Genomic DNA, 25,004 nt, shown 5'->3' with positions numbered 1-25,004 from the left:
GTTGACAGTGTGCGCTGGGTCACGTTATGGTCGAGGCGCTTCGGAAAGCGCATTCCCAGATCGGGGCGAAGGCCCCGTGCCACTGCGACCTTAGGACTCATCCATGGCGGTAACCGCTTCGGCCGGTGTGCGCCCCTCCGGGTCCCCGGCCTCCGGGCCGGCACCCCGGCGTCGAACCTTCTCCCCCGCCCGGGCTTTCTCCCTGCAACGCACCGCCTCAGCGCTGTGGCGGCCGCTGGCGCTCGTCGCGGCGCTGCTCGCCGGCTGGTGGGCAGTCACCGAGGCAGAACTCGTCGCGCCCTACATCCTCCCCTCGCCGGCGGACACCTGGCGCACCGCCCAGGAGAACGCGGCATACCTCGCCCAGCACACCTGGGTGACCAGCTGGGAGACCGTGCTCGGTTTCCTCATCGCCGCGATCGTCGGCGAGTTCGTGGCCGTCGTGATGATCTACTCGGCCAGCCTCGAAAAAACCGTCTACCCGCTGATCTTGTTCGCCCAGGTGATCCCGAAGATCGCGATCGCTCCGCTGTTCATCGTGTGGCTGGGCTTCGGCCCGACACCGAAGATCCTGGTGGCCGTGCTGATGGCGTTCTTCCCGATCGTGATCTCGGGTTTGGCGGGCCTGCGCTCGGTGGACCCCGAGATTCTCGAACTGACCTCGACCATGGGTGCCAGCCGCTTCAAGACCTTCCTCAAGATCCGCTTCCCGGCATCTCTGCCGCAGCTGATGTCGGGTCTCAAGGTCGCGGCCACGCTCGCGGTGACCGGTGCCGTGGTGGGTGAATTCGTCGGCGCCAACGAAGGTTTGGGTTATGTGATCCTGCAGGCCAACGGCAACGTCGACACCGCGATGCTGTTCGCCGCACTGATCATCATGTCGATCCTGGGCATCGTGTTGTTCGCGATCATCGAGATCGCCGAAAAGCTGCTCATCCCATGGCATTCGTCCCGCCGCACCACCAAGTCCGCAACCTCCGCCTGACCGACCCAGGAGTAGAGTCATGATCTTTTCCCGACGCCGCGCCACCGCCGCGCTGGCCTGCACCGCAGCCCTCGTCCTCGCCGGATGCGGCGGCGGCGACACCGAAAACGCCCCCGCCGCAGAGGGTTCGGCCACACCGGCGACCCTGATGCTGAACTGGTATCCGTACGGCGAACACGCCCCCTTCTACTACGGTGTGCAAGAGGGTATCTTCGCCAAGCACGGCATCGACCTCACGATCGACGCGGGCCAGGGCTCCACAAAGACGGTCCAAGCGGTCGGCTCGCAGCAGGCCGACTTCGGTTGGGCCGATACGCCCGCCGTGCTCACCAACATCGACAAGGGCGTCAAGGTCAAGAGCACCGGTGTGTTCCTGCAGACCACGCCGTCGGCGGTGCAGGTGTTCGCCGACTCGGGCATCAACGAACCCAAGGATCTGGCGGGCCGCACCATCGCGGTCTCGGCCGGAGACGCGCCCACCACGACGTTCCCCATCTACCTGGACAAGGTCGGGGTACCCGCCGATCAGGTCACGCAGCAGAGCCTCGATGCGGCGGGCAAGATGTCGGCGATGCTGTCCGGCCGCGTCGACGGCCTGATCGGGTTCGCCCACGATCAGGGGCCCACCATCGCCAATAAGAGCGGTCGCGAGGTGCGCTACCTGAAGTACTCCGACGCCGGGCTGAACTTCTACAGCAACGGCCTGATCGCCAACACCGAAACCATCGGTGACAAGGCCGATCTCGTGCAGTCGATGGTCGACGCCACCAGTGAGGCGTTCACCGCGGCCGCCGCCGATCCCGAGGCCGCCGTGCAGGCGATGGCCGGTAAGGACCCGCAGATGCCGCCCCAGGAGGTGCTGCTCAACCAGTGGCAGCAGACCATCCCGCTGTTGAGCACCGCGGCGACCACCAACCAGCCGCCGGGCACCAACGCCGAGGAAGACTGGACCACCACGATCACCACGCTGACCGACGCCGGATTGCTCAAGACCGCGAAAGCTCCTGCGGAATACTGGGAATCGTCGTTCGCCCCTAAGCCGGCACAGTAAGAGGAGCCGATCGACATGACCACTGCCACCATCACCGCACCCGGGACCACGGTGACCGCCGAAGCCGCTGAAGCCATCACAGTCGACAACCTGTCCGTCCGGTTCGCTTCCAAGCGAGCCACGGTGACCGCACTCGAGGACATCGACCTGCGGGTGGCCGACGGTGAATTCCTCTCCATCGCCGGCCCGTCGGGCTGCGGCAAGTCCACGTTGCTCAAGGTGATCGCCGGGCTGACCGACGCCACCTCCGGCGAGGTCCGGCTGCGCGGCAACCGCGTCCGCGGTCCGCAGCGCGAGATCGGCTACGTGTTCCAGCGGGCAGCGCTGCTGGAATGGCGCTCGGTGCGCCGAAACATCCTGCTGCAGGCCGAGATGCGCGGGATGCCGCGCCAGGCCGCCGCGCGGCGCTGCGACTATCTCATCGAGATGACCGGCCTCACCGGCTTCGAGAACGCACTGCCGCACGAGCTGTCCGGCGGTATGCAGCAACGAGTTTCGCTGTGCCGGGCCCTGCTCCACGAACCCGACGTGCTGCTGATGGACGAGCCGTTCGGCGCGTTGGACGCACTGACCCGCGAGAAGATGAACGTCGAACTGCACCGCATCTGGCGCGAAACCGGCACGACCGTGGTGCTGGTGACGCACTCGGTCGCCGAGGCCGTGTACCTGGCCAACCGTGTCGTGGTCATGAGCCCGCGGCCCGGCCGGATCGTCGAGATGCTCGACGTCGACCTGCCCGCCGAGCGGGACTACGCCGAGACCATGGAACGCCCGGAGTTCATCCGCGTCGCCAACCGCGTGCGTGATCTGCTGGGCAGTTCCAGCGCCGCCGACTGATCCTTCACACCGCGAGCGACCGTGTTTGTACGCGACACGCCGCACTTCTGCGTACAAATGCGGTCGCTCGCGGGGGTCAACGGGTCAGTCGGCGGTCCACCGCGTCCCGGTCTGTTCGGCGGCGAGGTCCTCGACGCTCATGCCGTCGACCAGCCGGTCCAAGGCACCGGTCATGGTGGTGCAGTCGCGGGCGGGGTGATCGGTCGGGCAATGCAAAGCGTGCGTCAGGAACTGTTGTGCGCCTTGCGCTTGGGCGATCACGCGGTCCAGTTCGGCGATCTGCTCACGTACGGTCTGTCGCCACTGTTCGCTCGGTGCGTCGAGTACCGCGGCCGCGGTGTCGAGCGGCAGCCCCAACCGGTGCACGATCTTGAGAAATGCGAGCCGGCGCAGTTCGTCGGGGCCATACATCCGCTTGCCGCCCCGACGCATCCGCGGGCACACGAGCCCGCGCTCGTCGTAATACCGCAACGCCGACGCGCTCATCTGCAACCGCGCGGCCGCTTCGCCGATCGAAATCACGTCCATCCCGCCATTTGACTTCAACCCAGCTTGAACCGGCAAGGTCGAAGCATGAATGCCGCGCTTGCGATCAACCACCACGCCGACCATCCGGGATTCTCCGGGGCGACCGGCGTGCTGTTCGGGGTCATGTTCATGCTCGTCGGCCGCGCCAAAGCCAAACTCGCCGCCCGCGTCGCCGACGTCTCCCCCGCCGATCACATCGTCGACGTGGGTTGCGGGCCGGGCACCGCGGCCCGCGTCGCCGCCCGCAGCGGTGCGCGCGTGACAGGCGTCGACCCGTCCGCTGCGATGTTGCGCGTCGCCGGCTTCGTCACCCGCAAGGGCGACATCACATGGAGGGAGGGCACGGCCGAGGACGTGCCCGTCGAGGACGGCACCGCGACCGTTGTCTGGGCGCTGGCCACCGTGCATCACTGGCAGAACGTCGACAAGGCGGTCGGCGAGGCACATCGGGTGCTGTCCCCCGGCGGACGGCTGATCGCGATCGAGCGGCAGTCACCGGTCGGTGCGAAGGGCCTGGCCAGTCACGGCTGGACGCAGCAGCAGGCCGAGTCTTTCGCCGCGCTGTGCCGCAACACCGGTTTCGACAACGTGTGTGTGGGCACCCATGGAAGCGGCCGAGGCGCCGTGTGGATTGTCAGTGGGACGCGGCGCTGACGAATTCACCGCGTGAGCGACCACTGCTGTACGGAAATCCACGGCGTGTTGCGTACAAACACGGTCGCTCGCGGTGGGAACTAGGCAGTGCCCGGCACGAGCCAGCGGCCGGAGAATGCGCGCCAGCCGACGAAGACCAGTCGCAGGACCATGAAAGTGCTCAAGCCCGACCAGATGCCGAGCAGTCCCCAGCCGAACGCGAGTGACAGCCAGATCAACGGTAGAAAGCCGATCAGTGCACTGATCAGCGTGGCGTTGCGCATGAACTTCGCGTCACCGGCGCCGAGCAGGACCCCGTCGAGTGCGAAAACGATTCCGGCGACGGGCAATTGCGCGACGAGGAACCACCATGGCACGCCGATCGCCGCGAGCACCGATTCGTCGTTCGTGAACACCGGCGGCAGGATCGACGCACCGACCGCGAACACCACCGCGAGCACCACACCGGCCAACGCCGAGAACACCGTGACGCGCCAGGCCACCGACTTGGCGTGGGCGAGCTGGCCCGCGCCCAGCGCCGCCCCCACCAGCGACTGCGCGGCGATGGCCAACGAATCCAGCACCAGGGCAAGGAAACTCCACAGCTGCAGGACCACCTGGTGCGCGGCCACCGCGGCCGCGCCGAACCGGGCCGCCACCGCACCCGCGGACACGAAACACGCCTGAAAGGCCATGGTGCGCAACAGCAGATCGCGGCCCATCACGAGCTGAGCCCGTAGCACTGCGGGCTGGATTCGCAGGTTCACCTTCTCGGCGAGCAGCGCCCACATGAACAGCACCGCGGCCAGCCACTGGCCGACGAGGTTGGCCACCGCGGACCCGGGCAAGCCCATCCGGGGCAGGCCGAGCCAGCCGTAGACCAGCAGCGGGCACAACACCGCCGACACCGCGAAGCCGAACACCACGTAGCGCAGCGGGCGTACGGTGTCCTGCACGCCGCGCATCCACCCGTTTCCTGCCAGCGACACCAGGATGGCCGGGGCGGCCAGGATCGCGATGCGCAACCACGGCAGCGCCGCTTCGGCGATGTCGCCACCGGCCGCGAGCACCGAGACGAGCGGCCCGGCCACCGCCTGCACGACGATCACGATCGCCAAGCCGAGGGCCAGCGCGAGCCACGTGGCCTGCACGCCTTCACCGACCGCAGCGGGCCGGTCGCCCGCGCCGTAGAACCGGGCGGAGCGGGCCGTGGTGCCGTAGGACAGGAATGTCAGTTGTGAACTGACCAGGCTCAGGATCAGCCCGCCGATGGCCAAACCGGCCAGGCTGACCGCGCCGAGACGTCCGATGATCGCGATGTCGAACAGCAGATAGATGGGTTCGGCGGCCAGCACCCCGAGTGCGGGCAGGGCCAGACCCGCGATGCGACGGCTTGTGGCCGGGGCGACGGGCAGGTCGCCCGCTGGTTCAGCCAAGAGCTTGCGTGAGTGCCTGCACGACGTCATCGGCCCGGCCGGTGGCCGAGTACCCCGCCGCATGCGGGTGTCCGCCGCCGCCGAACGAACTGGCGATCTGAGCCAGGTTGACCGACTTGGCCCGCATGGACACCGACCAGTGCATCGGTTCGATCTCCTTGAACACCGCGGCGACCTCAGCCTGCTGTGTGGTGCGGACGATGTCGACGATGCTCTCGACTTCCTCGGGGCGGGCGCTCGCCCACTCGGAGTGCGCGACGACGGCGTACACGAAACCGCGGCCGTCCACGGCGTCGGGCAGCAGCCGGGCCGACGCCAGCACCCGCGACAACATCGGCAGCCACGCGAACGGGTGAGTGTCCAGCAGGGTGCGACTGATGGCGGCGTTGTCCACGCCGAGTTCGACGAGCCGGGCCGCGAGCCGATGCGCGCGTGCGGTGGCCCACCGGAACGAGCCGGTGTCGGTGGTGAGCCCCGCGTAGAGGCAGTGGGCGACCTGCTCGTCGATCGGCTTGCCCCAGGCGTCGAGCAATTCCGCCACCAGCATCGTGGTGGAATCCGCGGTCGGATCGACGTAGTTGGCGCTGCCGAACAATTGGTTGGATGCGTGGTGGTCGATCACGAGCACGCGGCGACCGTCCTCGGCGAGATCGCGCAGCGCGCCGAGCCGGTTGACACTCGGAATGTCCACCGTGACAACCAGTTCGGCGTCGTCGCGCATCGTCTCGGGTGCGACCAGCAGATGACCACCCGGCAGCGTCTGCAGTGACTCGGGAAGCTCGGCGGGAGCCGCGAACGCGACTTCGACCTGCTTACCGGCACCCTCCAGGACCTGGGCGAGGGCCAGCCCGGCGCCGATCGTGTCGGCGTCGGGATAGACGTGACAGACCACACTGACGCTCGACGCTTCCGACAGCAGGTCGGCGGCCTGGTGTGCGTTGACGCGCACGCCAGGAACTATGTCAGTCGTCCGATCGGTCGTCGTCACCGGCATCCTCAGCGTTTGCCCCGTCTGCTGGCCCGTTTTCCTCCGCCCCGTTCACACGGTACGGGTCGGCGTCGCCGGCGTGCGTGGCACCCTCCCGAACTCTGGCGACTTCCTCGTCGGCGGCCCGCGCCCGGGCCAGCAGCTCCTCCATCCGGTGGGCCGCGTCGGGCACGGTGTCGCGGACGAACGCCAGAGTCGGGGTGAACCGGACACCGAGGCTGGCCCCGGCCTTCGAGCGCAGTACGCCCTTGGCCTTCTCCAGCGCCGCCGCGGCACCCTCGTAGTCCGGGGCGTCGTCGAGCGTCGCACCCATCACCGTGTAGTACAGCGTGGCGTCGTGCAGATCCCCCGATACCTTCGCATCGGTGATCGTGACCCCGGCGAGACGAGGATCTTTGATCTCGTACTCGATGGCCGAGGCCACGATCGTGGAGATCCGCTTGGCGAGTCGTTTCGCGCGTGCAGGATCAGCCACTTCTAGGTACGTGCTTTCTCGACGAGCTCGTACGTCTCGATGACATCGCCTTCCTTGATGTCCGAGTACGTCAGCGTGAGACCGCATTCGTAACCGTCGCGCACCTCGGTGACGTCGTCCTTCTCGCGGCGCAGCGAGGACACCGTGAGGTTCTGGGCGACCACCACGTTGTCGCGGAGCAGACGCGCCTTGGCGTTACGCCGCATGATGCCCGAGGTGACCAGGCAGCCGGCGATGTTGCCGACCTTCGACGACCGGAAGATGGCGCGGATCTCGGCGCGGCCGAGCTCCTTCTCCTCGTAGACCGGCTTGAGCATGCCCTTGAGCGCGCTCTCGATCTCGTCGATGGCCTGGTAGATCACCGAGTAGTACCGGATCTCCACACCTTCGCGGTTGGCCAGCTCGGTCGCCTTGCCCTCGGCACGGACGTTGAAGCCGATGATGATCGCGTCCGAGGCCGACGCCAGGTTGACGTTGGTCTCGGTGACCCCACCGACTCCACGGTCGATGACCCGCAGCTCGACCTCGTCGTCGACCTGGATGCCCAGCAGGGCCTCCTCGAGCGCCTCGACCGTACCGGCGTTGTCGCCCTTGAGGATGAGGTTCAGCTGGCTGGTTTCCTTCAGCGCCGAATCCAGGTCCTCGAGGCTGATGCGCTTGCGGCTGCGCGCGGCCAGCGCGTTGCGCTTGCGCGCGCTGCGCCGGTCGGCGATCTGGCGGGCGATGCGGTCCTCGTCGACGACCAGGAAGTTGTCACCGGCGCCGGGCACCGACGTGAAGCCGACGACCTGGACGGGACGCGACGGCAGTGCCTCTTCGACGTCCTCGCCGTGCTCGTCGACCATGCGGCGGACGCGGCCGTAGGCGTCGCCTGCCACCACCGAGTCGCCGACCCGCAGCGTGCCGCGCTGGATGAGCACGGTCGCGACCGGTCCGCGGCCACGGTCGAGGTGCGCCTCGATCGCCACGCCCTGGGCCTCCATGTCGGGGTTGGCCCGCAGGTCCAGTGCGGCGTCGGCGGTCAGCACGACCGCTTCCAGCAAGGCCTCGATGTTGGTGCCCTGCTTGGCCGAGATGTCGACGAACATGGTGTCGCCGCCGTAATCCTCGGGAATCAGCCCGTATTCGGTGAGCTGACCGCGGATCTTCTGCGGGTCGGCACCTTCCTTGTCGATCTTGTTGACCGCGACCACGATCGGCACGTCGGCGGCCTGCGCGTGGTTGATCGCCTCCACCGTCTGCGGCATGACACCGTCGTCGGCCGCGACCACGAGGATCGCGATGTCGGTGGCCTTCGCACCGCGGGCACGCATGGCGGTGAACGCCTCGTGACCCGGGGTGTCGATGAAGGTGATCGGGCGGACGGTGCCGTCGAGGTCGACCTCGACCTGGTAGGCACCGATGTGCTGGGTGATGCCGCCGGCCTCGCCCTCGCGGACACTGGCGTTCCGGATGGTGTCCAGCAGTCGGGTCTTGCCGTGGTCGACGTGGCCCATGACGGTGACCACCGGCGGGCGGACCTCCAGGTCCTCCTCGCCGCCTTCGTCCTCGCCATAGGTGAGGTCGAAGGATTCCAGCAGCTCACGGTCCTCGTCCTCGGGCGAGACGACCTGCACGACGTAGTTCATCTCACTGCCGAGCAGCTCGAGCGTCTCGTCACCGACCGACTGCGTCGCGGTGACCATCTCACCGAGGTTGAACAGCGCCTGCACGAGCGATGCCGGGTTGGCGTTGATCTTGTCGGCGAAGTCGGACAGCGACGCACCGCGGGCCAGCCGGATGGTCTCGCCGTTGCCGTGCGGCAACCGCACACCACCGACGACGGGCGCCTGCATGTTCTCGTACTCGGCGCGTTTCGCGCGCTTCGACTTGCGGCCACGCTTGGGCGCACCACCGGGACGACCGAACGCACCGGCGGCACCGCCGCGCTGGCCGGGGCGGCCACCGCCGCCACCGCCACCGGGACGACCACGGAAACCGCCGCCACCGGCAGCTGCGCCACCGCCGCCACCGGCACCGCCGCCGCGGTAGTTACCGCCGCCACCGCCACCGGGACGACCGCCTTGACCTGCACCGGGGCGGGGTCCGCCGCCGGGACGCGGTCCGGGACGGGGTCCGCCACGACCGGGCGCACCCGCGCCCGCGGGACGCGGCGGCATATTGCCGGGAGACGGCCGCGGGCCGCCGCCCGGACGCGGAGCGCCGGGACGGGGCTGCGGCCGCGGGATCGGACGCTCCGCGGGCTGCTGCGTGGAGAACGGGTTGTTGCCGACACGCGGGGCGCGCGGCGCGGGCTTGGGCGCCGGACCCGGCCTCGGGCCGGGCGTGGCACCCGGAGTCGGGCGCGGCGCCGGGGTGGGCGTCGCGGCCGGAGCGCTAGCGGCGGGCGCGGGCGCGGCAGGCGCAGGCGCGCTCGGCGCGGCCGGGGGCTGCGGCGCAGCTGGCTTGGGTGCGGACGGCTTCACCGGCGCGGACGGCGTCGGTGCGGCGGCCGCGGGTGCTGGCTTGGCCGGCGGGCCCGGCCGGGCGGCCGTGGACGGCGTGGGGCCGGACGGCTTGGGAGCCGCGGCAGCACCGTTACCGGCGGCCGGCTGGCTACGGGGTTTGTCATCGGCTTTCTTGCCGGCCTTCGAATCAGACTTCGTGCCGAACGTTTCGCGCAGCCGACGCGCGACCGGCGCCTCCACCGTGGAGGACGCCGACTTGACGAACTCGCCCTGCTCTTTGAGCGTTGCTAAGAGTTCTTTACTTGTGACACCGAGTTCCTTGGCCAACTCGTGTACACGGGCCTTACCTGCCACTACATCTCCTCGTCTGGAGGCAACAGCGGTGGTAGGCGCCGCGCCTCGGGTTTAGCTATGACGCATGGTCATCGGGACTTCACGGTGTGCTCATGTTCTTCGCTACCTGTTCTCTTGACCGGGGTGGTCGGGCGTCCCAAGTCTCTCGACGAAGGCGACCACCGCGGATGTATCCGGTGAACCGGTGATTCGCAGTGCTCGTGCGAAGGCCCGCCGCCGGACTGCCACCTGTGCGCACTGCTGGTCGGGGTGCAACCAAGCACCTCGCCCGGGCAGGCTTGCCGTGGTGTCAACGGTGACGGCGCATTCGCCGTTCCCGTCTGTCACTGCGACTACACGAAGCAGTTCGGCGGCCAACTCTCGCTTCCGGCAGCCGATACATGTCCGCACCGGGCCGGCAGGGGTGCCGGAGCTGCGTTCACGCGTCGAAGCCGGAGTCTCGCGCTGGATCACGGCTGAGTCTACCGCCCCATGCCTTGTGATTTGAAACGCCGGTCACTGCCGTCAATCGTGTACCGCCCCGTGGCGGGCATCCGAGTCCGGCGCGGGGGCCGCGTCGCTGCGAATATCGATCCGCCAGCCGGTCAACCTGGCCGCCAACCTGGCATTCTGACCTTCCTTGCCGATGGCGAGCGAGAGCTGGAAATCCGGCACCACAACGCGCGCCGCCCGGCCGGCCTCGTCGATCACCGATACCGAGACCACCTTGGCCGGTGAGAGCGCGTTGGCGACGAACCGCGACGGGTCTTCGTCGTAGTCGATGATGTCGATCTTCTCGCCGGACAGTTCGCTCATCACGTTGCGCACGCGCTGCCCCATCGGCCCGATGCACGCGCCCTTGGCGTTGAGGCCCGGAACCCGGGACGTGACCGCGATCTTGGAGCGGTGCCCGGCCTCGCGCGCCACGGCCACGATCTCGACCGAGCCGTCGGCGATCTCGGGCACCTCGAGCGAGAACAGCTTGCGCACGAGGTTCGGGTGCGTACGCGACAGCGTGATCAGCGGCTCACGGGCACCGCGCGTCACACCGACGACGTAGCAGCGCAACCGGTCGCCGTGTTCGTAGCGCTCGCCCGGCACCTGCTCGGCGGACGGGATGACGCCTTCCGACCCCTTGGTCTCACTGCCCATCCGCACCACCACCAGGCCGCGCGCGTTGGCGCGGGCATCGCGCTGGATCACGCCGGCCACGATGTCGCCCTCGCGGGCGGAGAACTCACCGTAGTTCTTCTCGTTCTCCGCATCGCGCAGCCGCTGCAGGATCACCTGCCGCGCCGTGGTGGCCGCGATCCGGCCGAAACCCTCTGGGGTGTCGTCCCATTCATGGATGACGTTGCCGTCGGCATCGGTTTGACGGGCGATCACCTTCACCACACCGGTCTTGCGATCGATGTCGATGCGGGCGTCGGGTTCGTGGCCCTCGGTGTGGCGGTAGGCCGTCAGCAGTGCCGATTTGATCGTCTCCACGACCACGTCGACCGTGATGCCCTTGTCCGCTTCGATGGCATGCAGCGCCGCCATGTCGATGTTCATGTCCGGGCCCCCTTCCCAGTTTGTCCGGCAAGCTCCAACTCACGACGGTTGGGCGTTGAAAACTCCACTTGGACAACAGCTTTGGCGATCTCACCGAGCGGGATCTCGCGAATTGCGAAGTCCCGCGGCCCGTCTGGCACCACCACTTGCAACGTCTGGCCGTCAGTGGCGCCGAGCCGGGCGGTCAGCTGCGTACCGTCGGCGAGCGTCAGCTCGGCCTTGCGGCCGCGGGCGCGCCGAAAGTGCTTCTCGGTGGTCAACGGACGGTCGACACCCGGCGAGGTGACTTCGAGCACATACGGCGTGTTGCCCCGATCCAACTGGTCCAGCAGCTCGGAAGCCCTCCGCGACAACGTCGCGATCGAGTCCAGATCGAGACCCTCGTCGCCGTCGGCCACCACCGTGATCCGGGGTGGGCGCGCCGCAGCGTCGATCACGACATCGTCGATTTCATAACCGGCGCGCGCGAACTCGCCGTCAAGTAGCTCGATCACCTGCTTCTGCGACGGTAGATCCGCAGACCGCAAATTAGGATCCGGTGCCACGGCGAGCTCCTCATCTTGAGTTGTCCGGACACGATTCCCTGGTAACTCCCCCTGGAATCGCCTATCCACGATACGCCAGGCCCGCGGCAGCAAGCGTCAATCCGATTTCCTCCAGGCAGCGAATGCCATGGACCTGCACGTCCGGAGCCCACGCTGCGCCGCGGCCGGCCAATGGCAGGATGTTCTGGTGCCGAGCGCCCTGACGAACATCAGCCGGCGGCGGGCGTTGTTCTCGGCCGCGGCCCTCGCCCTGTTGGGCGCAACCGCAGCCGCTTGCGGTACGACGCCACCGCCGCCCGAACTCGCCGATCTCACCGCCCAGCTCGACCGCGCGCGGGCCGACAGCAAGCTCGCCGCCGACGCGGCCGCAGCGCTGCCACCGCAAGCGCCTGCGGCCCGGGCACTGACGGCCGTGGCCGACGAGCGTTCCGCACATGCCCAGGCGCTGTCGGACGAGTTGACGCGCATGACCGGCGAGCTCCCGGCATCGACCACGGCCACGCCGACGTCGGAGTCGCCCGCGCCCACCGCTGCCCCTGACCAGGCGCCGAGCGTCGACGACGTCGTCGACGCACTCGAGCAGTCCGCCAAGAGCGCGACAGACCTCGCCCCGCGGCTCTCCGGATATCGCGCCGGGCTCGTGGGGTCGATCGCGGCGTCGTGCACGGCCGCCCACACCGTCGCGCTGGGCGGTGCGCGATGACGTCACCCGAATCCGCACCGGCACGGCCGACCTCTGCCACCGACGGCGCACTGTTCGACGCGGTCGCCACCGAGCACGGCATCATCTACGGCTATGGGCTGGTGTCCGCGCACTCCAGTCCGGAGGAGAACTCGCTCGTCGCGGCGGCGATGGCCGAGCACCGGGCGCGGCGCGAGGCCGCGATCGCGATGCTCAACGGGCGCTCGGTCGCGGCGCCGCTACCTGCCGCCGGCTATCAGCTGCCTGCGGAGGTCAAGAATCCGATCGACGCCGCCAACTTGGCGGTCCGGATGGAACAGGACGCCGCGGTCGCCTGGCGCGCGGTCCTCGAACAGGCCACGACCAGCGAAGATCGCTCGTTCGCGGTGACCGCGCTGGCCCAGGCCGCGGTGACCGCGGCGAAGTGGAACGAGTTCCTCGACGTCTGGCCGGTCACCGTCGCGTTCCCGGGCGGCTCCGAGTGAGCGCCGGCTAGGTCGAGAGCGCCGACGAGATCTCGGCGGCCGCGCCGTCGACGGCAACCTCACGGGTCTCACCGGTGAACCGGTTGCGCAGTTCGACCACGCCGTCGGCCCAGCCGCGGCCGACGACGACGATCCACGGCATGCCGAGCAGTTCGGCGTCCTTGAACTTCACGCCTGGCGAGGCCTGGCGGTCGTCGAAGAGCACCTCGTGCCCGAGCCGGTCGAGGTCGGCGACCAGCTCGGCGGCGCCGATGCGGGCCGCGGCGTCCTTGTTGGCCACGACGACGTGGACGTCGAACGGTGCGACCGACGACGGCCAGCGCAGCCCGAGGTCGTCGTGCTGTTGTTCGGCGATCACCGCGACGAGTCGCGACACGCCGATGCCGTAGGAGCCCATGGTCAGCCGCACCGGCTTGCCGTCCTCCCCCAGCACGTCGGCGGTGAACGCGTCCGCATATTTGCGGCCCAGCTGGAAGATGTGGCCGATCTCGATGCCGCGGGCCGAGGTCAGCACGCCTGCGCCGTCGGGCGAGGGGTCGCCGTCGCGCACCTCGGCCGCCTCGATGGTGCCGTCCGGCGTGAAGTCACGCCCGGCGACCAGTCCTACGACGTGCTTGTTGGGCGCGTCGGCACCGGTGATCCACGACGTGCCCGATACCACCCGCGGATCGACGAGGTAACGAACACCATTGTCCTGCAACGCTTTCGGACCCACATATCCCTTGACGAGGAACGGGTTCTTGGCGAAGTCGGAGTCGTCGAGCAGGGCGAACTCGGCCGGTTCGAGCGCCGCGCCGAGACGCTTCTCGTCGACCTCGCGGTCGCCGGGCACGCCCACTCCGAGCAGTTCCCAGTCGCCGCCGGGCTCGCGCGTCTTGAGCAGCACGTTCTTGAGCGTGTCGGCCGCGGTGATCTCGCGGCCGAGATCGGCCGAGTTGGCCCATTCGACCAGCGTCGCGATGGTCGGCGTGTTCGGGGTGTCGTACACCTTCGCCTCGGGCTGCCCTTCGATGGGCAGTTCCTCTGGCGCGCGGGTGATCACGGCTTCGACGTTCGCGGCGTAGCCGGATTCCAGGCACCGTACGAAGGTGTCCTCGCCGACCTCGCTCTCGGCGAGGAATTCCTCCGACGCGCTGCCGCCCATCGCCCCCGACACCGCGGAGACGATCACGTACCGCACTCCGAGCCGGGAGAAGATGCGCTGATAGGCCTCGCGGTGTGCGTGATAGGCGGTCTTCAGCCCGTCGTCGTCGACGTCGAACGAGTACGAGTCCTTCATGACGAACTCGCGGCCACGCAGGATGCCTGCCCGGGGCCGCGCCTCGTCGCGGTACTTGGTCTGGACCTGGTAGAGGATGACCGGGAAGTCCTTGTACGACGAGTACTCGCCCTTGACCGTGAGGGTGAAGATCTCCTCGTGCGTCGGGCCGAGCAGGTAGTCGTTGCCCCGCCGGTCCTGCAGCCGGAACAGGGTGTCGCCGTACTCGGTCCACCGGTTCGTGGTCTCGTACGGGGTGCGCGGCAGCAGGGCGGGCAGCAGGATCTCCTGGCCGCCGATCGCGTTCATCTCACTGCGGACGATGTTCTCGATCTTGCGCAGCACCCGCAGGCCCAGCGGCAGCCAGCTGTAGATGCCCGGGCCCACCGGACGGACGTACCCGGCGCGGATCAGCAGCTTGTGGCTGGGCACTTCGGCGTCGGCGGGGTTGTCGCGGAGGGTTCGCAGGAACAGCTCGGACATACGGGTGATCACAGCCGACAACCTTAAAGCGTCGCCTTCAGTCGCGGCCCTGCCAGGTGCAGATGCACGCCTCGTTGCCCTCGGCGTCGGCGAGAACCCAGAACGCGGGCGCGGCCTTGTCACTGACGAGCGTGCCGCCCGCGGCGAGCGCGGCGTCGATGCGCGCGCGGGCCGCGTCGTGCGGCACGTCGATGTCGATGTGGATCCTGTTGCGTTGCGCGCGTGGGGAATCCATCTGCTGGAACCAGATGGCCGGGCCGCGCCCGAACGGGTCGACGAGCCCCGCGTTGAGATCCGACGGTCCCGGCTCGTCTTCGTAGCCGGTGATCGCCTTCCAGAACGGCCGGACGGCTTCGATGTCGAGTGCGTCGATCGCGATCTCGAACGACTGGATCACCTCGTGGCCGACCGCCATCTCGAATCCCCGGCCGGAGAGCGCCTGCGACACCGCGTGTGCCAACTCGAGGTCGCGCGTCGTCACCGTGCCGGCCTGCGCCGACCGCAGCCGCAGGATCGCGCGGTCGGCACGGATGTCGACGCTCAGATGCCCCGACGCGTCGGTGCCCGCCGCGGCGACCGCATGAGACGCGGCAGCCACGGCGTCGGACATCGACGGCACGAGCACCTCGGTGTACACGGCACCGAGCACCAGACGCCAGCCGAGTGGCCCGACGGTGTCGGAGATGTGTTGGCGGGTCAGCCTGTCGCCCACGTGGTCAGCGTAGCGGCGAACGGATCAGTCGACCTCGATCTCGCCCGCGTCCATCGCGTCTTTGACGTCCTGCGCGTGCGCGACCTGTTCGGAGGTGTAGCCGATGAACAGCGCCGCGCCGCCGACGAGTACCGCCACCGCGGCGACCCACAACAGGCCGTAGGTGTAGGCCGCGTCGAGTGCGGCCAGTTGAGGTTCGTTCATCTCCTTCACCGGGCCGTTGGTGCCGCCCAGATAGAGAGTGCGCGACGTGATCACGGCCTGGATCACGGCCAGCACGAGCGGGCCGCCCAGGTTCTGGAGCATGAGCGCGATCGCCGAGGCCGGGCCGATCCGGTCGAACCCGACGCCCGCGATGGCCGAAAGGGTCAGCGGGACGACGATCATGCCGATCCCGATACCGCCGATGGTGATCGGCAGAACCAGGTTCGGGAAGTACGGGATCCCCCGGTGCAGCGTCGAGCCGTAGATCATGGCGCCGAGCACGAGGATGCCGCCTGCGATCACGAGGACGCGCGGCGGGAACATCCGCACCAGCTGCGAGGACGCACCGAGGCCGATGCCCATACCGATCACGAACGGGATGAAGCCGATACCGGCGTGCAGCGCGCTGTAACCGAGGATGTCCTGCACGTACAGACCGATGAGCACGGTCAGCGTGAACAGCACACCGCCGGCCAGGAAGATCGCGGCGAAGGTGGCCACGCGGTTGCGCTCGTGGAACAGGTCGAACGGCACGACCGGGTTCTCGGCGTTGCGTTCGGCGATGAGGAACGCGAGGCCGAAGACCGCCGCCGCCGCGCCGGAGCCGAGCGTGATGGGCGACAGCCAGCCGCTTTCGGGTCCCTGGGTGAAGGCGAACACCGCGGCCGTGCAGCCGAGCGTGGCGAGCAGCGCGCCTGCGGCGTCGAGCTTCATCCGCTCGCGGTTCGTCTCGCGCAGCGCGGTGCGGGCCAGGTAGAGCATCACGAGCCCGATCGGCACGTTGACCAGGAAGGCCCACCGCCACGACACCTCGGTCAGCGCGCCGCCGACGACGAGGCCCATGACCGATCCGATCGCGGTCATGGCGCCGAACACCGCGGTGGCCGCGTTACGGGCCGGGCCCTTGGGGAACGTGGTGGCGACGAGTGCGAGTCCGGTCGGCGATGCGATCGCGGCACCGATTCCCTGCAGCAGCCGTGCGATCACCAGCGTGGCCTCGTTCCAGGCGATGCCGCACAGGATCGAGGCGATGGTGAACAGCGCGACACCGACGATGAATGTGCGCTTGCGCCCGATCGTGTCGCCCAGCCGTCCGCCGAGCAGCATCAGGCCGCCGAAGGTCAGCACATAGGCCGTGATGACCCAGCTACGGCCGGCGTCGGACAGGCCGAGCTCGTCCTGAATCTGCGGCAACGCGACGATCGCGACCGTGCTGTCCATGGTGGCGAGCAGCTGCATACCGCCGATGGCGATGACCGCCGACAGGAATCCCCAGGAGGGGAACCAGGACGGGAGACGGGCTGCCAGCCCCTCGCGTCGTCCGGCCTCGCCGGTGGCCGGCACGTACACGGGAAGAGCCCGGTCCGCCCCGCCATCAGCGCCTCGTTCGATGGCTGCGCGCTCTGCATCATTGAGAGCCGTCATACCGGGCTACCTTACAGTAATCTTAAGAATCCTTTAACCGGCGAAGCCCGCCACCTGGCCGATCACGATGATCGCCGGAGGTCGGATTCCTTCCTCACGAATCCGTTCCGGCGCGTCGCCGAGCGTCGCCCGCAGCGTCCGCTGCGCGACGGTCGTGCCGTGCTGCACCACCAGCACCGGGGTATCCGCAGGTCGTCCGCCGTCCAGCAAGACCTTGGCGAACAGCTCGATGCGCTCGACGGCCATCAACAGCACGATCGTGCCGCTCATCGCGGCCAGCGCATTCCAATTCACTAACGATTCCGGATGCCCCGGCGCAACATGGCCGCTGACCACCACGAACTCGTGCGTCATGCCGCGATGCGTGACCGGGACGCCGGCCAGCGCGGGTACGGCTATGGCGCTTGTCACACCGGGCACGACGGTGACGGGGATGCCCGCCTCGGCGCATGCCAGCACCTCCTCGTAGCCGCGCGCGAAGACGAACGGGTCGCCGCCTTTGAGGCGCACCACGAACTTGCCCTGCTTGGCCCGGTCGACGAGCAGCTGATTGATGGCGTCCTGCGCCATGGCGCGCCCGTACGGAATTTTCGCGGCGTCGATCACCTCGACGTGCGGGCCGATCTCGGCGAGCAGTTCCTGAGGCGCGAGCCGATCGGCGACGACGACGTCGGCGCGCGCCAGCAACCGGCGCCCGCGCACCGTGATCAACTCGGGATCCCCCGGTCCGCCGCCCACGAGGGCCACCCCGGCGGTCACCTCGCCCGGCACCTCCGCGGTGATGACGCCCTGCTGCAACGCCTCGTGGATCGCGGAACGGATCGCCGCGGAGCGGCGATGCTCGCCTCCCGCGAGGACACCCACCGACAGACCGTCGTAGTCGAACGTCGCCGGCGTCACCGCCGAACCTTCCCGCGCGATGTCGGCGCGGACGCAGAAGATGCGGCGCTGCTCGGCCTCGGCGGCGATGGCGGCGTTGACGTCGTGATCATCGGTGGCAGCGATGACATACCAGGCGCCGTCCAGGTCGCCCGTGCGGAAGTCCCGCAGCTGCAAGCTGATCCCCGGATCGTCTTTGGACAGGGCCTCCACCGCCGGGCTCGCGGCGCGCGCGATCACGTGTACGTCGGCGCCGTTGGCGATCAGCAGGGGCAGCCGGCGCTGTGCGACGGTTCCGCCGCCGACAACGACGACCTTCTTGCCCGACAGGCGCAGGCCGACGAGGTAGGCATCCTCGGTGTTCACATTGCTCCTCGCGTCCGCATCACCCGCCGAGCTTAGAGCGTGCCGCCGAGGCGACGAAGCGGGTGATGGCCTGCGGGTGCGCCGCGGGGTGGGTGTGCAGGTAGCCCGCATGCACACCGCGATGCACCGCGCCGTCGCGGTGGGCGGCCTGGCCGGGCTTGGCGAATGCCCAGGCGGGCGGATGATCGTCGGCGAATGTGACTGCGGTGCGGTGGAATTCGTGCCCGGTGACGCGGTCGCCCGCGGCGTGCAGCGATGAGTCGACCACCGCGACCGCGTCGCGGTAGCCGAGGGTGAGGCGCTCGGTGAACCGTGCCGAGCCCGCGAGCACGCCGCACATCGGCGCGCCGTCGAGATCGTCGACGAGGTAGGTGAGCCCGGCGCACTCGGCGTGCACCGGCGCCCCGCGCGCGGCGAGGTCACGAATCTGCTGGCGCACAGCGGTGTTGGCGGACAGTTCGGCCGAGAACTGCTCGGGGAAACCACCGGGCAGCACCAGGGCGTCGGTACCGGCGGGCAACGGGTCGACCAGTGGATCGAACTCGGCGACTCGAGCACCCGCGGCGCGCAGCAGTTCGCCGTGCTCGGTGTAGCCGAAACTGAATGCCTTACCCGCCGCCAAGGCGACGGTGACGTCGGTCACGGGCTCGGCGCCGCCCGGCTCCCACGGCTGCGCGGCCACCCGCGCATCGGCAGCGGACACCACGGCCGCGAGGTCGACATGCCGGGCCATGAGCTCGGTCATCGCCGCCACCGCGGCCCGCGCCTGCCTACCATGCTCGATGGCCGTGACGAGACCGAGATGCCGTGAGGGGACCGTTAATTCGTCGGATCGCGGGATCGCACCGAACATCTCGACGCCCGCATGTTCGCACGCCTGCCGCAGCACGGCCTCGTGGCGTGACGACCCGACCCGGTTGAGGATCACCCCCGCGATCCGCACCGCCGGGTCGAACGTGAGAAACCCGTGCAACAACGCCGCGATGCTCTGGCTCTGGCCCCGCGCATCCACGACCAGGACGACCGGTGCGCCGATCAAGCCGGCAACCTGCGCGGCCGACCCCCGCGGGGTGCCCGTCATCTGGTCTTCGATACGGCCGTCGAACAACCCCATGACGCCTTCGACCACCGCGAGATCCGCACCGGCGCTGCCGTGGCGATACAGCGGACCGATCAACTCCTCGCCCACCAGCACCGGGTCGAGGTTGCGTCCCGGGCGGCCCGCGGCCATGGCGTGGTAGCCGGGATCGATGAAATCCGGCCCCACCTTGAACGGGGCAACGGTATGGCCGGCCCTGCGCAGCGCCCCGATCAAACCCGTTGCGACCGTGGTCTTTCCACTGCCCGAGGCGGGCGCGGCGATCACGACCGCCGGAGTGGGGACAGCACTCACCTCAGCACCGCGAGCGACCGTGTTTGTACGCCGACACACTGCCAATTGCGTACGGCCGCGGTCGCTCGGCGCTCACCACTCGATGCCCTTCTGCCCCTTGCGACCGACGTCCATCGGGTGCTTGATCTTGGTCATCTCGGTGACCAGATCGGCGGCGTCGACCAAAGCCTGCGGCGCGTCACGGCCGGTGATGACGACATGTTGTCGGCCCGGCCGATCCGCGAGCGTCGCCACCGCGTCGTCGACGTCGACCCAACCCCACTTCAAGGGGTAGGTGAACTCGTCGAGCACGTAGAAATCGTGGCGTTCCTCGGCGAGCCTGCGGCGGATCTCGGCCCAGCCGTCAGCGGCGGCAGCGGCGTGGTCGTCCTCGCTGCCGTGCTTGCGCGTCCACGACCAGCCCGACCCCATCTTGTGCCACTCGACCGGGCCGCCGGCACCGTGTTCGTCGTGGAGCCGGCCGAGTTCGCGGAACACGGCCTCCTCGCCCACTTTCCACTTGGCGCTCTTGACGAACTGGAACACCGCGATCGAAAAGCCCTGATTCCATGCGCGCAGCGCCATCCCGAACGCGGCCGTCGACTTTCCCTTGCCCGGCCCGGTATGCACGGCCAGCAGCGGCGCATTGCGCCGGGCCCGGGTGGTCAGGCCGTCATCGGGTACGGCAACCGGCTGTCCCTGTGGCATTGACGGTCCTTCCTACGCGGCCTGCGACTGAGTCTTGACCAGCCGCGTCAGCTCAGTGGCCCGCAGCTGCTCGAGCCGCACCGCGGGCGCGCCAAGTTGCTGGGCCAGGTCCTGCGCCAAACCCAGTCGGACGAAAGACGTTTCGCAATCGACCACCACCGCCGCAGCGCCCTCGGCGACCAGCCGGGCCGCGGCCTGCCTGCTGCGCCCGAGCGGATCGGCTCCGCCGGTTGCGCGCCCGTCGGTGAGCACCACCACCAGGCTGCGGCGCGCGCGGTCACGGGCCTTCTCCCGCACCACGACGTCCCGCGCGGCCAGTAACCCTTGCGCGAGTGGGGTTTTCCCGCCGGTGTCGACGCGCGACAGGCGGCGGCTCGCGATGTGCACCGACGACGTCGGCGGTAGTAACACCTGAGCGTCCTGCTGACGGAACGTGATCACCGCGACCTTGTCCCGGCGTTGATAGGCATCGCGCAGCAGCGACAGTGTCGCGCCGGTCACGGCCGACATCCGGTCGCGCGCCGCCATCGAACCCGACGCATCGACGACGAAGATGACCAGATTGCCTTCTCGGCCTTCGCGAATGGCGCGGCGCACGTCATCGGGTTGTGGCTGCAGGCGACCCGCGACCCGTTGCCGGCCTGCCGTCGCGAGCAGTGTGCCGAACACGTGCAGTCCATGCCCGGCGCCCGGTTCCGCGGTGGCCGCGATGGGCGTGCCCGTGCGGTTGCGGGCTCGCGACCGTCGACCCGGCGCACCCTCACCGACTCCGGGCACGACGAGCGCCCTCGTCCGGAACACCGCCGACGGCGGGCCGCTCTGCCGGGTGCCCGACGACTTTCCCGACGACTGGGATGACGAATCATTGTGCGACGCTTCGCCTTCGGCGCTCGCGCCGCCGCCCGGCGGATCAGGGTCCGGCTCGGGCTCAGGCGACTCAGCCGTCGACTCCCCCGCCTGCTGCAACGCCTCGTCGAGGCGGTCCGGGTCGAGCCCCGGATCGTCGAACGGATCGCGGCGACGCCGATGTGGAAGTGCCAGCTCGGCGGCGACCCGGATGTCTTCCTCCTCCACAACCGGACTTCCCCGCCAGGCCGCGTGGGCAACGGCGGTGCGCGCCACCACCAGGTCGGCACGCATGCCGTCCACGTCGAACGCCGCGCACAGGGCGGCAATGCGGCGTAATTCACTGTCGGGCAACTTCACCGACCCGACCGCCGCTTGCGCCGCGGCGATGCGCCGGGACAATTCGGCATCGGCGTCGGCGTATCGGCACACGAATTCCTCAGGGTCGGCTTCGAACTCCATGCGCGCGCGGATCACGTCGACCCGCACGTCGACATCGCGCGACGCCGTGACGTCGACGGTGAGGCCGAACCGGTCCAGCAACTGCGGGCGTAGCTCGCCCTCTTCGGGATTCATGGTGCCGATCAGCACGAAACGCGCCTCGTGCGAATGCGAGATGCCGTCCCGCTCGACGTGGACGCGCCCCATGGCGGCCGCGTCGAGCAGCACGTCGACGAGGTGGTCGTGCAGCAGATTGACCTCGTCGACGTAGAGCACACCGCCGTGCGCGCGCGCCAACAGGCCCGGGGAGAACGCGTGTTCACCGTCGCGCAGCACCTTCTGCAGGTCCAGCGACCCCACCACACGGTCCTCGGTCGCGCCGATCGGCAGCTCCACGAGTCTGGCGTCGGCATCGACCGCGGCGAGTATCGCCGCCAGGCCCCGTACGGCCGTCGACTTCGCGGTGCCCTTCTCGCCGCGGATCAGCACGCCGCCGATCTCCGGCCGCACCGCGCACAGCACGAGCGCCAACTTCAGGCGATCCTGGCCGACGAGCGCGCTGAACGGATACGTATGAATACCAGCGGAAGTCACGATTGCTCGGTGTCCACCCGCGATCCGGCGCGCACCATCGGCACATGCGGGATGCCGTCGTCGAGGAACTCGTCACCGTCGCGCACGAAACCGTGCTGGGCGTACATGTCCTCGAGATACGTCTGGGCATTGATGTGACAGGGGTAGTCACCGACTTCGGCCAGTGCGGCCTGCATCAGCCGGGTGGTGTGTCCGTGACCGCGGGCGCTGCGCTTCGTGCACACCCGGCCGATGCGGAACGCCTTTTCGCCGCCGGGATGCTCTTCCATGAGCCGCAGCGTCGAAATCACCTCGCCGTCAGGCCCTTCGAGCCAGAAGTGGCGGGTCTCGGCGAGCAGATCGCGGCCGTCCAGCTCGGGGTACGGCGTGGCCTGCTCGACCACGAACACCTCGATGCGCAGCTTGAGCAGCTCGTAAAGCGTTGGCACGTCGAGATCTTTGGCCCAGCTGCGGCGCAATGCGACCGTCATCTGCCTGCCGCCGTCACACCGTCACGGGTGTGCCGGCAGTGCCCGGCCCGGTGCCGGAATCGAGGGCCGCCGTGGGATCCAGCTTGAGTACCTTGGTACCCCAATCCCACACCTCCTGGAACAGGCCGGGTTCGTTGGACAGCTTGGTGCCGAGCGACGGGATCATCTCCTTGAGTCTGGGCACCCAGCCCTGGTAGCGGTCGCCGAAGCAGCGCTCGAGCACATCGAGCATGGCAGGCACGGCGGTCGAGGCGCCCGGCGAGGCGCCGAGCAACCCGGCGATGCTGCCGTCGGCGGCCGTGAGCACGGTGGTGCCGAACTCGAGCACGCCGCCGGCGCCCTTACGCCGGATGACCTGCACCCGCTGCCCGGCGATGACCAGCTCCCAATCGGAATCGACTGCGCTGGGCGCGAATTCGCGCAACGTGTCGACCCGGGCGGGCTCGCTGAGCAGCAGCTGGCCGATCAGGTACTTGACCAGTCCCATCTCGGTAAGCCCCACGCCGAGCATCGATGCGAGGTTGTTCGGTTTGACCGACAGCGGAAGATCGGTGAGCTTGCCCTGCTTGAGGAACTTGGGTGTCCAGCCGGCGAACGGCCCGAACAACAGGTAGGACTTGCCGTTGATCACCCGGGTGTCGAGGTGCGGCACCGACATCGGCGGTGCGCCCAGCGGCGGCAGGCCGTAGACCTTGGCGCGGTGACGTGCGGTCACGTCCGGATTGCCGGTGCGCAGGAACTGTCCGCCCACCGGGAAGCCGCCGAACCCCTTGGCTTCGGCGATGCCCGCCTTCTGCAGCAGCGGCAGGGCTCCGCCACCGGCGCCGACGAAGACGAATTTCGCGTTGATCTTGCGTTTCGCACCGGTGCGACGGTTGCGCACCTTGACCGTCCAGCTGCCGTCGGAGTTCTTGCTCAGATTGCGCACGTCGTGGCCGAACAATGTGGTCATGCCGCGCTGCGCGGTGTAGCCGATCAGCTGTCGCGACAACGAACCGAAGTCGACGTCGGTGCCGTCCTGGGCCCAGTTCAACGCGACGGGGTCGGAGAAGTCACGCTTGGCGGCCATGAACGGCAGGCGACGGGTGAACTCGTCCTTGTCGTCGATGAACTCCATCGACGCGAACAGCGGGTTGCCGACGAGAGCCTCGTAGCGGCGCCTGAGGTAGTCGACGTTGGCCGCGCCGTGGACGAAACTGACGTGCGGAACCGGGTTGAGGAAGCTACGCACATCCGACAGCACGCCGTTCTCCACGGCGTAGGCCCAGAACTGCCGCGACACCTGGAACTGCTCGTTGACGTTGACGGCTTTGGCGATGTCGATCGTGCCGTCGCTGCGCTCGGGCGTGTAGTTGAGTTCGCACAGCGCGGAGTGGCCGGTGCCTGCGTTGTTCCACGGGTCGCTGCTCTCGGCCGCCGCCCCGTCGAGCCGTTCGATGAGCGTGATCGACCAGTTCGGCTCGAGCAGCCGGATGAGGGCACCCAACGTTGCGCTCATGATGCCGGCGCCAACCAGCACGACGTCAGTCTTCGCGGTCGTACCCACGTTTGCCTCAGACACCCTGATCGCTCGTCCTTTGTAATCGCGCGGCCCGCCAGTGTTGACGGCTGATACTTATCCTCAGGTTATCGCGCGCCGGTTCCCGGTTGGCCGGGCATACCAGTGCCGTCGGTCACCCGCAGCCCGTCGAACAGCAGCGTCAGCAGGCGGTCGCACCTGCCCACGTCCTGATCCCGCCGTCGGCCCACCCAGGCGATCGCGGCGGCCATGTCCAGCACGTCGTCGACATCGGTATCCGGATCGATTTGCCGGTGATCGGCGGCGCGGCGGATCAGTTGTGCGCCGGCCGCGCGCGCCAGGTGACAACTGCTCATCGCGTCGCCGCCCGGTGCCACGTCGACGAGCGTCGCGGCCAGCCCGTCGTAGACGCTGCCCTGCCGGATGTAGGCGTCGAGCCAATTGCGGAGGGCGGCAACCGGATCGGGTTCAGCCAAGAGCGATTCGCCGTATTCACAGAGGCCGCACAGGCCGTCGTCGATCACCGCGAGTACCAACTGGTCACGGGTCGGGAAGTGCCGGTAGAGCGTCCCTGGCCCGACTCCCGCCGCGCGGGCGACATCGTCGAGGGACGCGGAGACGCCGTGTTTGGCGAACGCGTCGCCTGCCGCGGCCACGAGCGCCTGCCGGTTGCGCGCCGCGTCGGCGCGCAGCGGCCTGCCGCGGGATGGCGGTGCGGACATAGGCCCCCTCGGCAACTCGGTTCACG

At 68.9% G+C, this 25,004-nt stretch carries 24 protein-coding genes; 6 read left to right on the top strand and 18 right to left on the bottom strand.

The window, feature by feature from the left end:
- Positions 1-103 precede the first annotated feature (103 nt).
- Genes AWC31_RS29870 through AWC31_RS29860 form a run of 3 tightly spaced genes read left to right on the top strand, consistent with a single transcriptional unit; the run spans position 104 to position 2,873 of the window.
- Positions 104-985: an ABC transporter permease gene (locus tag AWC31_RS29870; protein WP_085148137.1), complete on the top strand. Its 882-nt coding sequence runs from the start codon at positions 104-106 to the stop codon at positions 983-985.
- Positions 986-1,004: 19 nt separating this feature from the next.
- On the top strand, positions 1,005-2,036 hold the full coding sequence (locus AWC31_RS29865; protein ID WP_085148134.1) for an ABC transporter substrate-binding protein: 1,032 nt from the start codon (positions 1,005-1,007) through the stop codon (positions 2,034-2,036).
- Positions 2,037-2,051: 15 nt separating this feature from the next.
- A complete protein-coding gene (locus AWC31_RS29860; RefSeq protein WP_085148131.1) occupies positions 2,052-2,873 on the top strand; it encodes an ABC transporter ATP-binding protein in 822 nt (273 codons plus the stop codon).
- Between the two features lie 84 nt (positions 2,874-2,957).
- Here AWC31_RS29860 and AWC31_RS29855 read toward each other — a convergent pair whose 3' ends face one another.
- Positions 2,958-3,401 carry a MerR family transcriptional regulator gene (locus tag AWC31_RS29855; protein ID WP_085148128.1) on the bottom strand — a complete coding sequence of 148 codons (444 nt, stop codon included), beginning with the start codon at positions 3,399-3,401 and terminating at the stop codon, positions 2,958-2,960.
- 45 nt (positions 3,402-3,446) lie between these two features.
- On the opposite strand from AWC31_RS29855, the gene AWC31_RS29850 reads away from it, so the two are divergent.
- On the top strand, positions 3,447-4,055 hold the full coding sequence (locus AWC31_RS29850; protein WP_085148126.1) for a class I SAM-dependent methyltransferase: 609 nt from the start codon (positions 3,447-3,449) through the stop codon (positions 4,053-4,055).
- Between the two features lie 80 nt (positions 4,056-4,135).
- Here the strand turns inward: AWC31_RS29850 and AWC31_RS29845 are convergent, their stop codons facing one another.
- The 7 genes from AWC31_RS29845 to rimP all read right to left on the bottom strand — a co-directional run bounded on the left by AWC31_RS29845 (position 4,136) and on the right by rimP (position 11,812).
- On the bottom strand, positions 4,136-5,470 hold the full coding sequence (locus AWC31_RS29845) for an MATE family efflux transporter (RefSeq protein WP_067852497.1): 1,335 nt from the start codon (positions 5,468-5,470) through the stop codon (positions 4,136-4,138).
- Entirely contained in the window at positions 5,463-6,464 is a 1,002-nt protein-coding gene (locus AWC31_RS29840) for a DHH family phosphoesterase (RefSeq protein WP_110775333.1), read from the bottom strand. Before AWC31_RS29840 ends, AWC31_RS29845 begins: the two co-directional genes overlap by 8 nt.
- Entirely contained in the window at positions 6,433-6,933 is a 501-nt protein-coding gene (gene rbfA / locus AWC31_RS29835) for a 30S ribosome-binding factor RbfA (RefSeq protein ID WP_067852495.1), read from the bottom strand. The genes AWC31_RS29840 and rbfA overlap by 32 nt, the downstream gene beginning before the upstream one ends.
- A 2-nt stretch (positions 6,934-6,935) precedes the next feature.
- Positions 6,936-9,734: a translation initiation factor IF-2 gene (gene infB, locus AWC31_RS29830; protein ID WP_085148120.1), complete on the bottom strand. Its 2,799-nt coding sequence runs from the start codon at positions 9,732-9,734 to the stop codon at positions 6,936-6,938.
- A gap of 102 nt (positions 9,735-9,836) precedes the next feature.
- Positions 9,837-10,061: a DUF448 domain-containing protein gene (locus AWC31_RS38005; protein WP_234790936.1), complete on the bottom strand. Its 225-nt coding sequence runs from the start codon at positions 10,059-10,061 to the stop codon at positions 9,837-9,839.
- 177 nt (positions 10,062-10,238) lie between these two features.
- Positions 10,239-11,267, bottom strand: coding sequence for a transcription termination factor NusA (gene nusA, locus AWC31_RS29820; protein WP_067852491.1), 1,029 nt, complete (start codon positions 11,265-11,267; stop codon positions 10,239-10,241).
- Entirely contained in the window at positions 11,264-11,812 is a 549-nt protein-coding gene (gene rimP, locus AWC31_RS29815; protein ID WP_085148117.1) for a ribosome maturation factor RimP, read from the bottom strand. The genes nusA and rimP overlap by 4 nt, the downstream gene beginning before the upstream one ends.
- Before the next feature lie 127 nt (positions 11,813-11,939).
- On the opposite strand from rimP, the gene AWC31_RS29810 reads away from it, so the two are divergent.
- Both AWC31_RS29810 and AWC31_RS29805 read left to right on the top strand, forming a co-directional pair.
- The gene (locus tag AWC31_RS29810) at positions 11,940-12,515 is read left to right on the top strand and encodes a hypothetical protein (RefSeq protein ID WP_234817042.1); all 576 of its coding nucleotides are present in this window, start codon (positions 11,940-11,942) and stop codon (positions 12,513-12,515) included.
- A complete protein-coding gene (locus tag AWC31_RS29805) occupies positions 12,512-12,979 on the top strand; it encodes a ferritin-like domain-containing protein (RefSeq protein WP_085148115.1) in 468 nt (155 codons plus the stop codon). The genes AWC31_RS29810 and AWC31_RS29805 overlap by 4 nt, the downstream gene beginning before the upstream one ends.
- Positions 12,980-12,986: 7 nt before the next feature.
- On the opposite strand, the gene AWC31_RS29800 is transcribed toward AWC31_RS29805, so the two are convergent.
- From AWC31_RS29800 to AWC31_RS37680, 10 genes are all read right to left on the bottom strand, one after another.
- Positions 12,987-14,732 carry a proline--tRNA ligase gene (locus AWC31_RS29800; protein ID WP_085148112.1) on the bottom strand — a complete coding sequence of 582 codons (1,746 nt, stop codon included), beginning with the start codon at positions 14,730-14,732 and terminating at the stop codon, positions 12,987-12,989.
- Positions 14,733-14,757: 25 nt separating this feature from the next.
- Entirely contained in the window at positions 14,758-15,432 is a 675-nt protein-coding gene (locus AWC31_RS29795) for a VOC family protein (RefSeq protein ID WP_234790934.1), read from the bottom strand.
- Positions 15,433-15,456: 24 nt separating this feature from the next.
- Positions 15,457-17,061 carry an MFS transporter gene (locus AWC31_RS29790; protein WP_067852484.1) on the bottom strand — a complete coding sequence of 535 codons (1,605 nt, stop codon included), beginning with the start codon at positions 17,059-17,061 and terminating at the stop codon, positions 15,457-15,459.
- A 33-nt stretch (positions 17,062-17,094) separates the two neighbouring features.
- Positions 17,095-18,306, bottom strand: a complete 1,212-nt coding sequence (gene cobA, locus AWC31_RS29785) for a uroporphyrinogen-III C-methyltransferase (protein WP_067852482.1) — start codon at positions 18,304-18,306, stop codon at positions 17,095-17,097.
- A gap of 19 nt (positions 18,307-18,325) precedes the next feature.
- Complete coding sequence (locus tag AWC31_RS29780; protein WP_085148109.1) at positions 18,326-19,699, bottom strand: cobyrinic acid a,c-diamide synthase CobB; 1,374 nt, start codon at positions 19,697-19,699, stop codon at positions 18,326-18,328.
- Positions 19,700-19,771: 72 nt separating this feature from the next.
- Entirely contained in the window at positions 19,772-20,386 is a 615-nt protein-coding gene (cobO, locus tag AWC31_RS29775) for a cob(I)yrinic acid a,c-diamide adenosyltransferase (RefSeq protein WP_067852478.1), read from the bottom strand.
- A gap of 12 nt (positions 20,387-20,398) precedes the next feature.
- Positions 20,399-22,267, bottom strand: coding sequence for a magnesium chelatase subunit D family protein (locus tag AWC31_RS29770; RefSeq protein WP_234817041.1), 1,869 nt, complete (start codon positions 22,265-22,267; stop codon positions 20,399-20,401).
- Positions 22,264-22,737 (bottom strand): GNAT family N-acetyltransferase, encoded by a 474-nt coding sequence (locus AWC31_RS29765; RefSeq protein WP_067852474.1) that lies wholly within the window; start codon positions 22,735-22,737, stop codon positions 22,264-22,266. Before AWC31_RS29765 ends, AWC31_RS29770 begins: the two co-directional genes overlap by 4 nt.
- Positions 22,738-22,750: 13 nt before the next feature.
- The gene (gene mqo / locus AWC31_RS29760) at positions 22,751-24,283 is read right to left on the bottom strand and encodes a malate dehydrogenase (quinone) (RefSeq protein WP_374214014.1); all 1,533 of its coding nucleotides are present in this window, start codon (positions 24,281-24,283) and stop codon (positions 22,751-22,753) included.
- 80 nt (positions 24,284-24,363) lie between these two features.
- Positions 24,364-24,978, bottom strand: coding sequence for a TetR/AcrR family transcriptional regulator (locus AWC31_RS37680; RefSeq protein WP_085148107.1), 615 nt, complete (start codon positions 24,976-24,978; stop codon positions 24,364-24,366).
- Positions 24,979-25,004 lie beyond the last annotated feature (26 nt).

The sequence above is a fragment of the Mycolicibacterium wolinskyi genome (assembly GCF_002101965.1).
Taxonomy (GTDB): domain Bacteria; phylum Actinomycetota; class Actinomycetes; order Mycobacteriales; family Mycobacteriaceae; genus Mycobacterium; species Mycobacterium wolinskyi.
This window is presented reverse-complemented; position numbering and strand designations above follow the sequence as displayed.

What these genes read in the sequence shown, in the direction of transcription:
- AWC31_RS29805 (WP_085148115.1), top strand. Translation starts at nt 12,512, where the DNA reads ATGACGTCACCCGAATCCGCACCGGCACGGCCGACCTCTGCCACCGAC.
- AWC31_RS29850 (WP_085148126.1), top strand. Translation starts at nt 3,447, where the DNA reads ATGAATGCCGCGCTTGCGATCAACCACCACGCCGACCATCCGGGATTC.
- AWC31_RS29790 (WP_067852484.1), bottom strand. Translation starts at nt 17,061, where the DNA reads ATGACGGCTCTCAATGATGCAGAGCGCGCAGCCATCGAACGAGGCGCT.
- cobO (WP_067852478.1), bottom strand. Translation starts at nt 20,386, where the DNA reads ATGCCACAGGGACAGCCGGTTGCCGTACCCGATGACGGCCTGACCACC.
- AWC31_RS29765 (WP_067852474.1), bottom strand. Translation starts at nt 22,737, where the DNA reads ATGACGGTCGCATTGCGCCGCAGCTGGGCCAAAGATCTCGACGTGCCA.
- AWC31_RS29865 (WP_085148134.1), top strand. Translation starts at nt 1,005, where the DNA reads ATGATCTTTTCCCGACGCCGCGCCACCGCCGCGCTGGCCTGCACCGCA.
- AWC31_RS37680 (WP_085148107.1), bottom strand. Translation starts at nt 24,978, where the DNA reads ATGTCCGCACCGCCATCCCGCGGCAGGCCGCTGCGCGCCGACGCGGCG.
- AWC31_RS29860 (WP_085148131.1), top strand. Translation starts at nt 2,052, where the DNA reads ATGACCACTGCCACCATCACCGCACCCGGGACCACGGTGACCGCCGAA.
- AWC31_RS29870 (WP_085148137.1), top strand. Translation starts at nt 104, where the DNA reads ATGGCGGTAACCGCTTCGGCCGGTGTGCGCCCCTCCGGGTCCCCGGCC.
- nusA (WP_067852491.1), bottom strand. Translation starts at nt 11,267, where the DNA reads ATGAACATCGACATGGCGGCGCTGCATGCCATCGAAGCGGACAAGGGC.
- AWC31_RS29855 (WP_085148128.1), bottom strand. Translation starts at nt 3,401, where the DNA reads ATGGACGTGATTTCGATCGGCGAAGCGGCCGCGCGGTTGCAGATGAGC.
- AWC31_RS29840 (WP_110775333.1), bottom strand. Translation starts at nt 6,464, where the DNA reads ATGCCGGTGACGACGACCGATCGGACGACTGACATAGTTCCTGGCGTG.
- AWC31_RS29810 (WP_234817042.1), top strand. Translation starts at nt 11,940, where the DNA reads ATGGACCTGCACGTCCGGAGCCCACGCTGCGCCGCGGCCGGCCAATGG.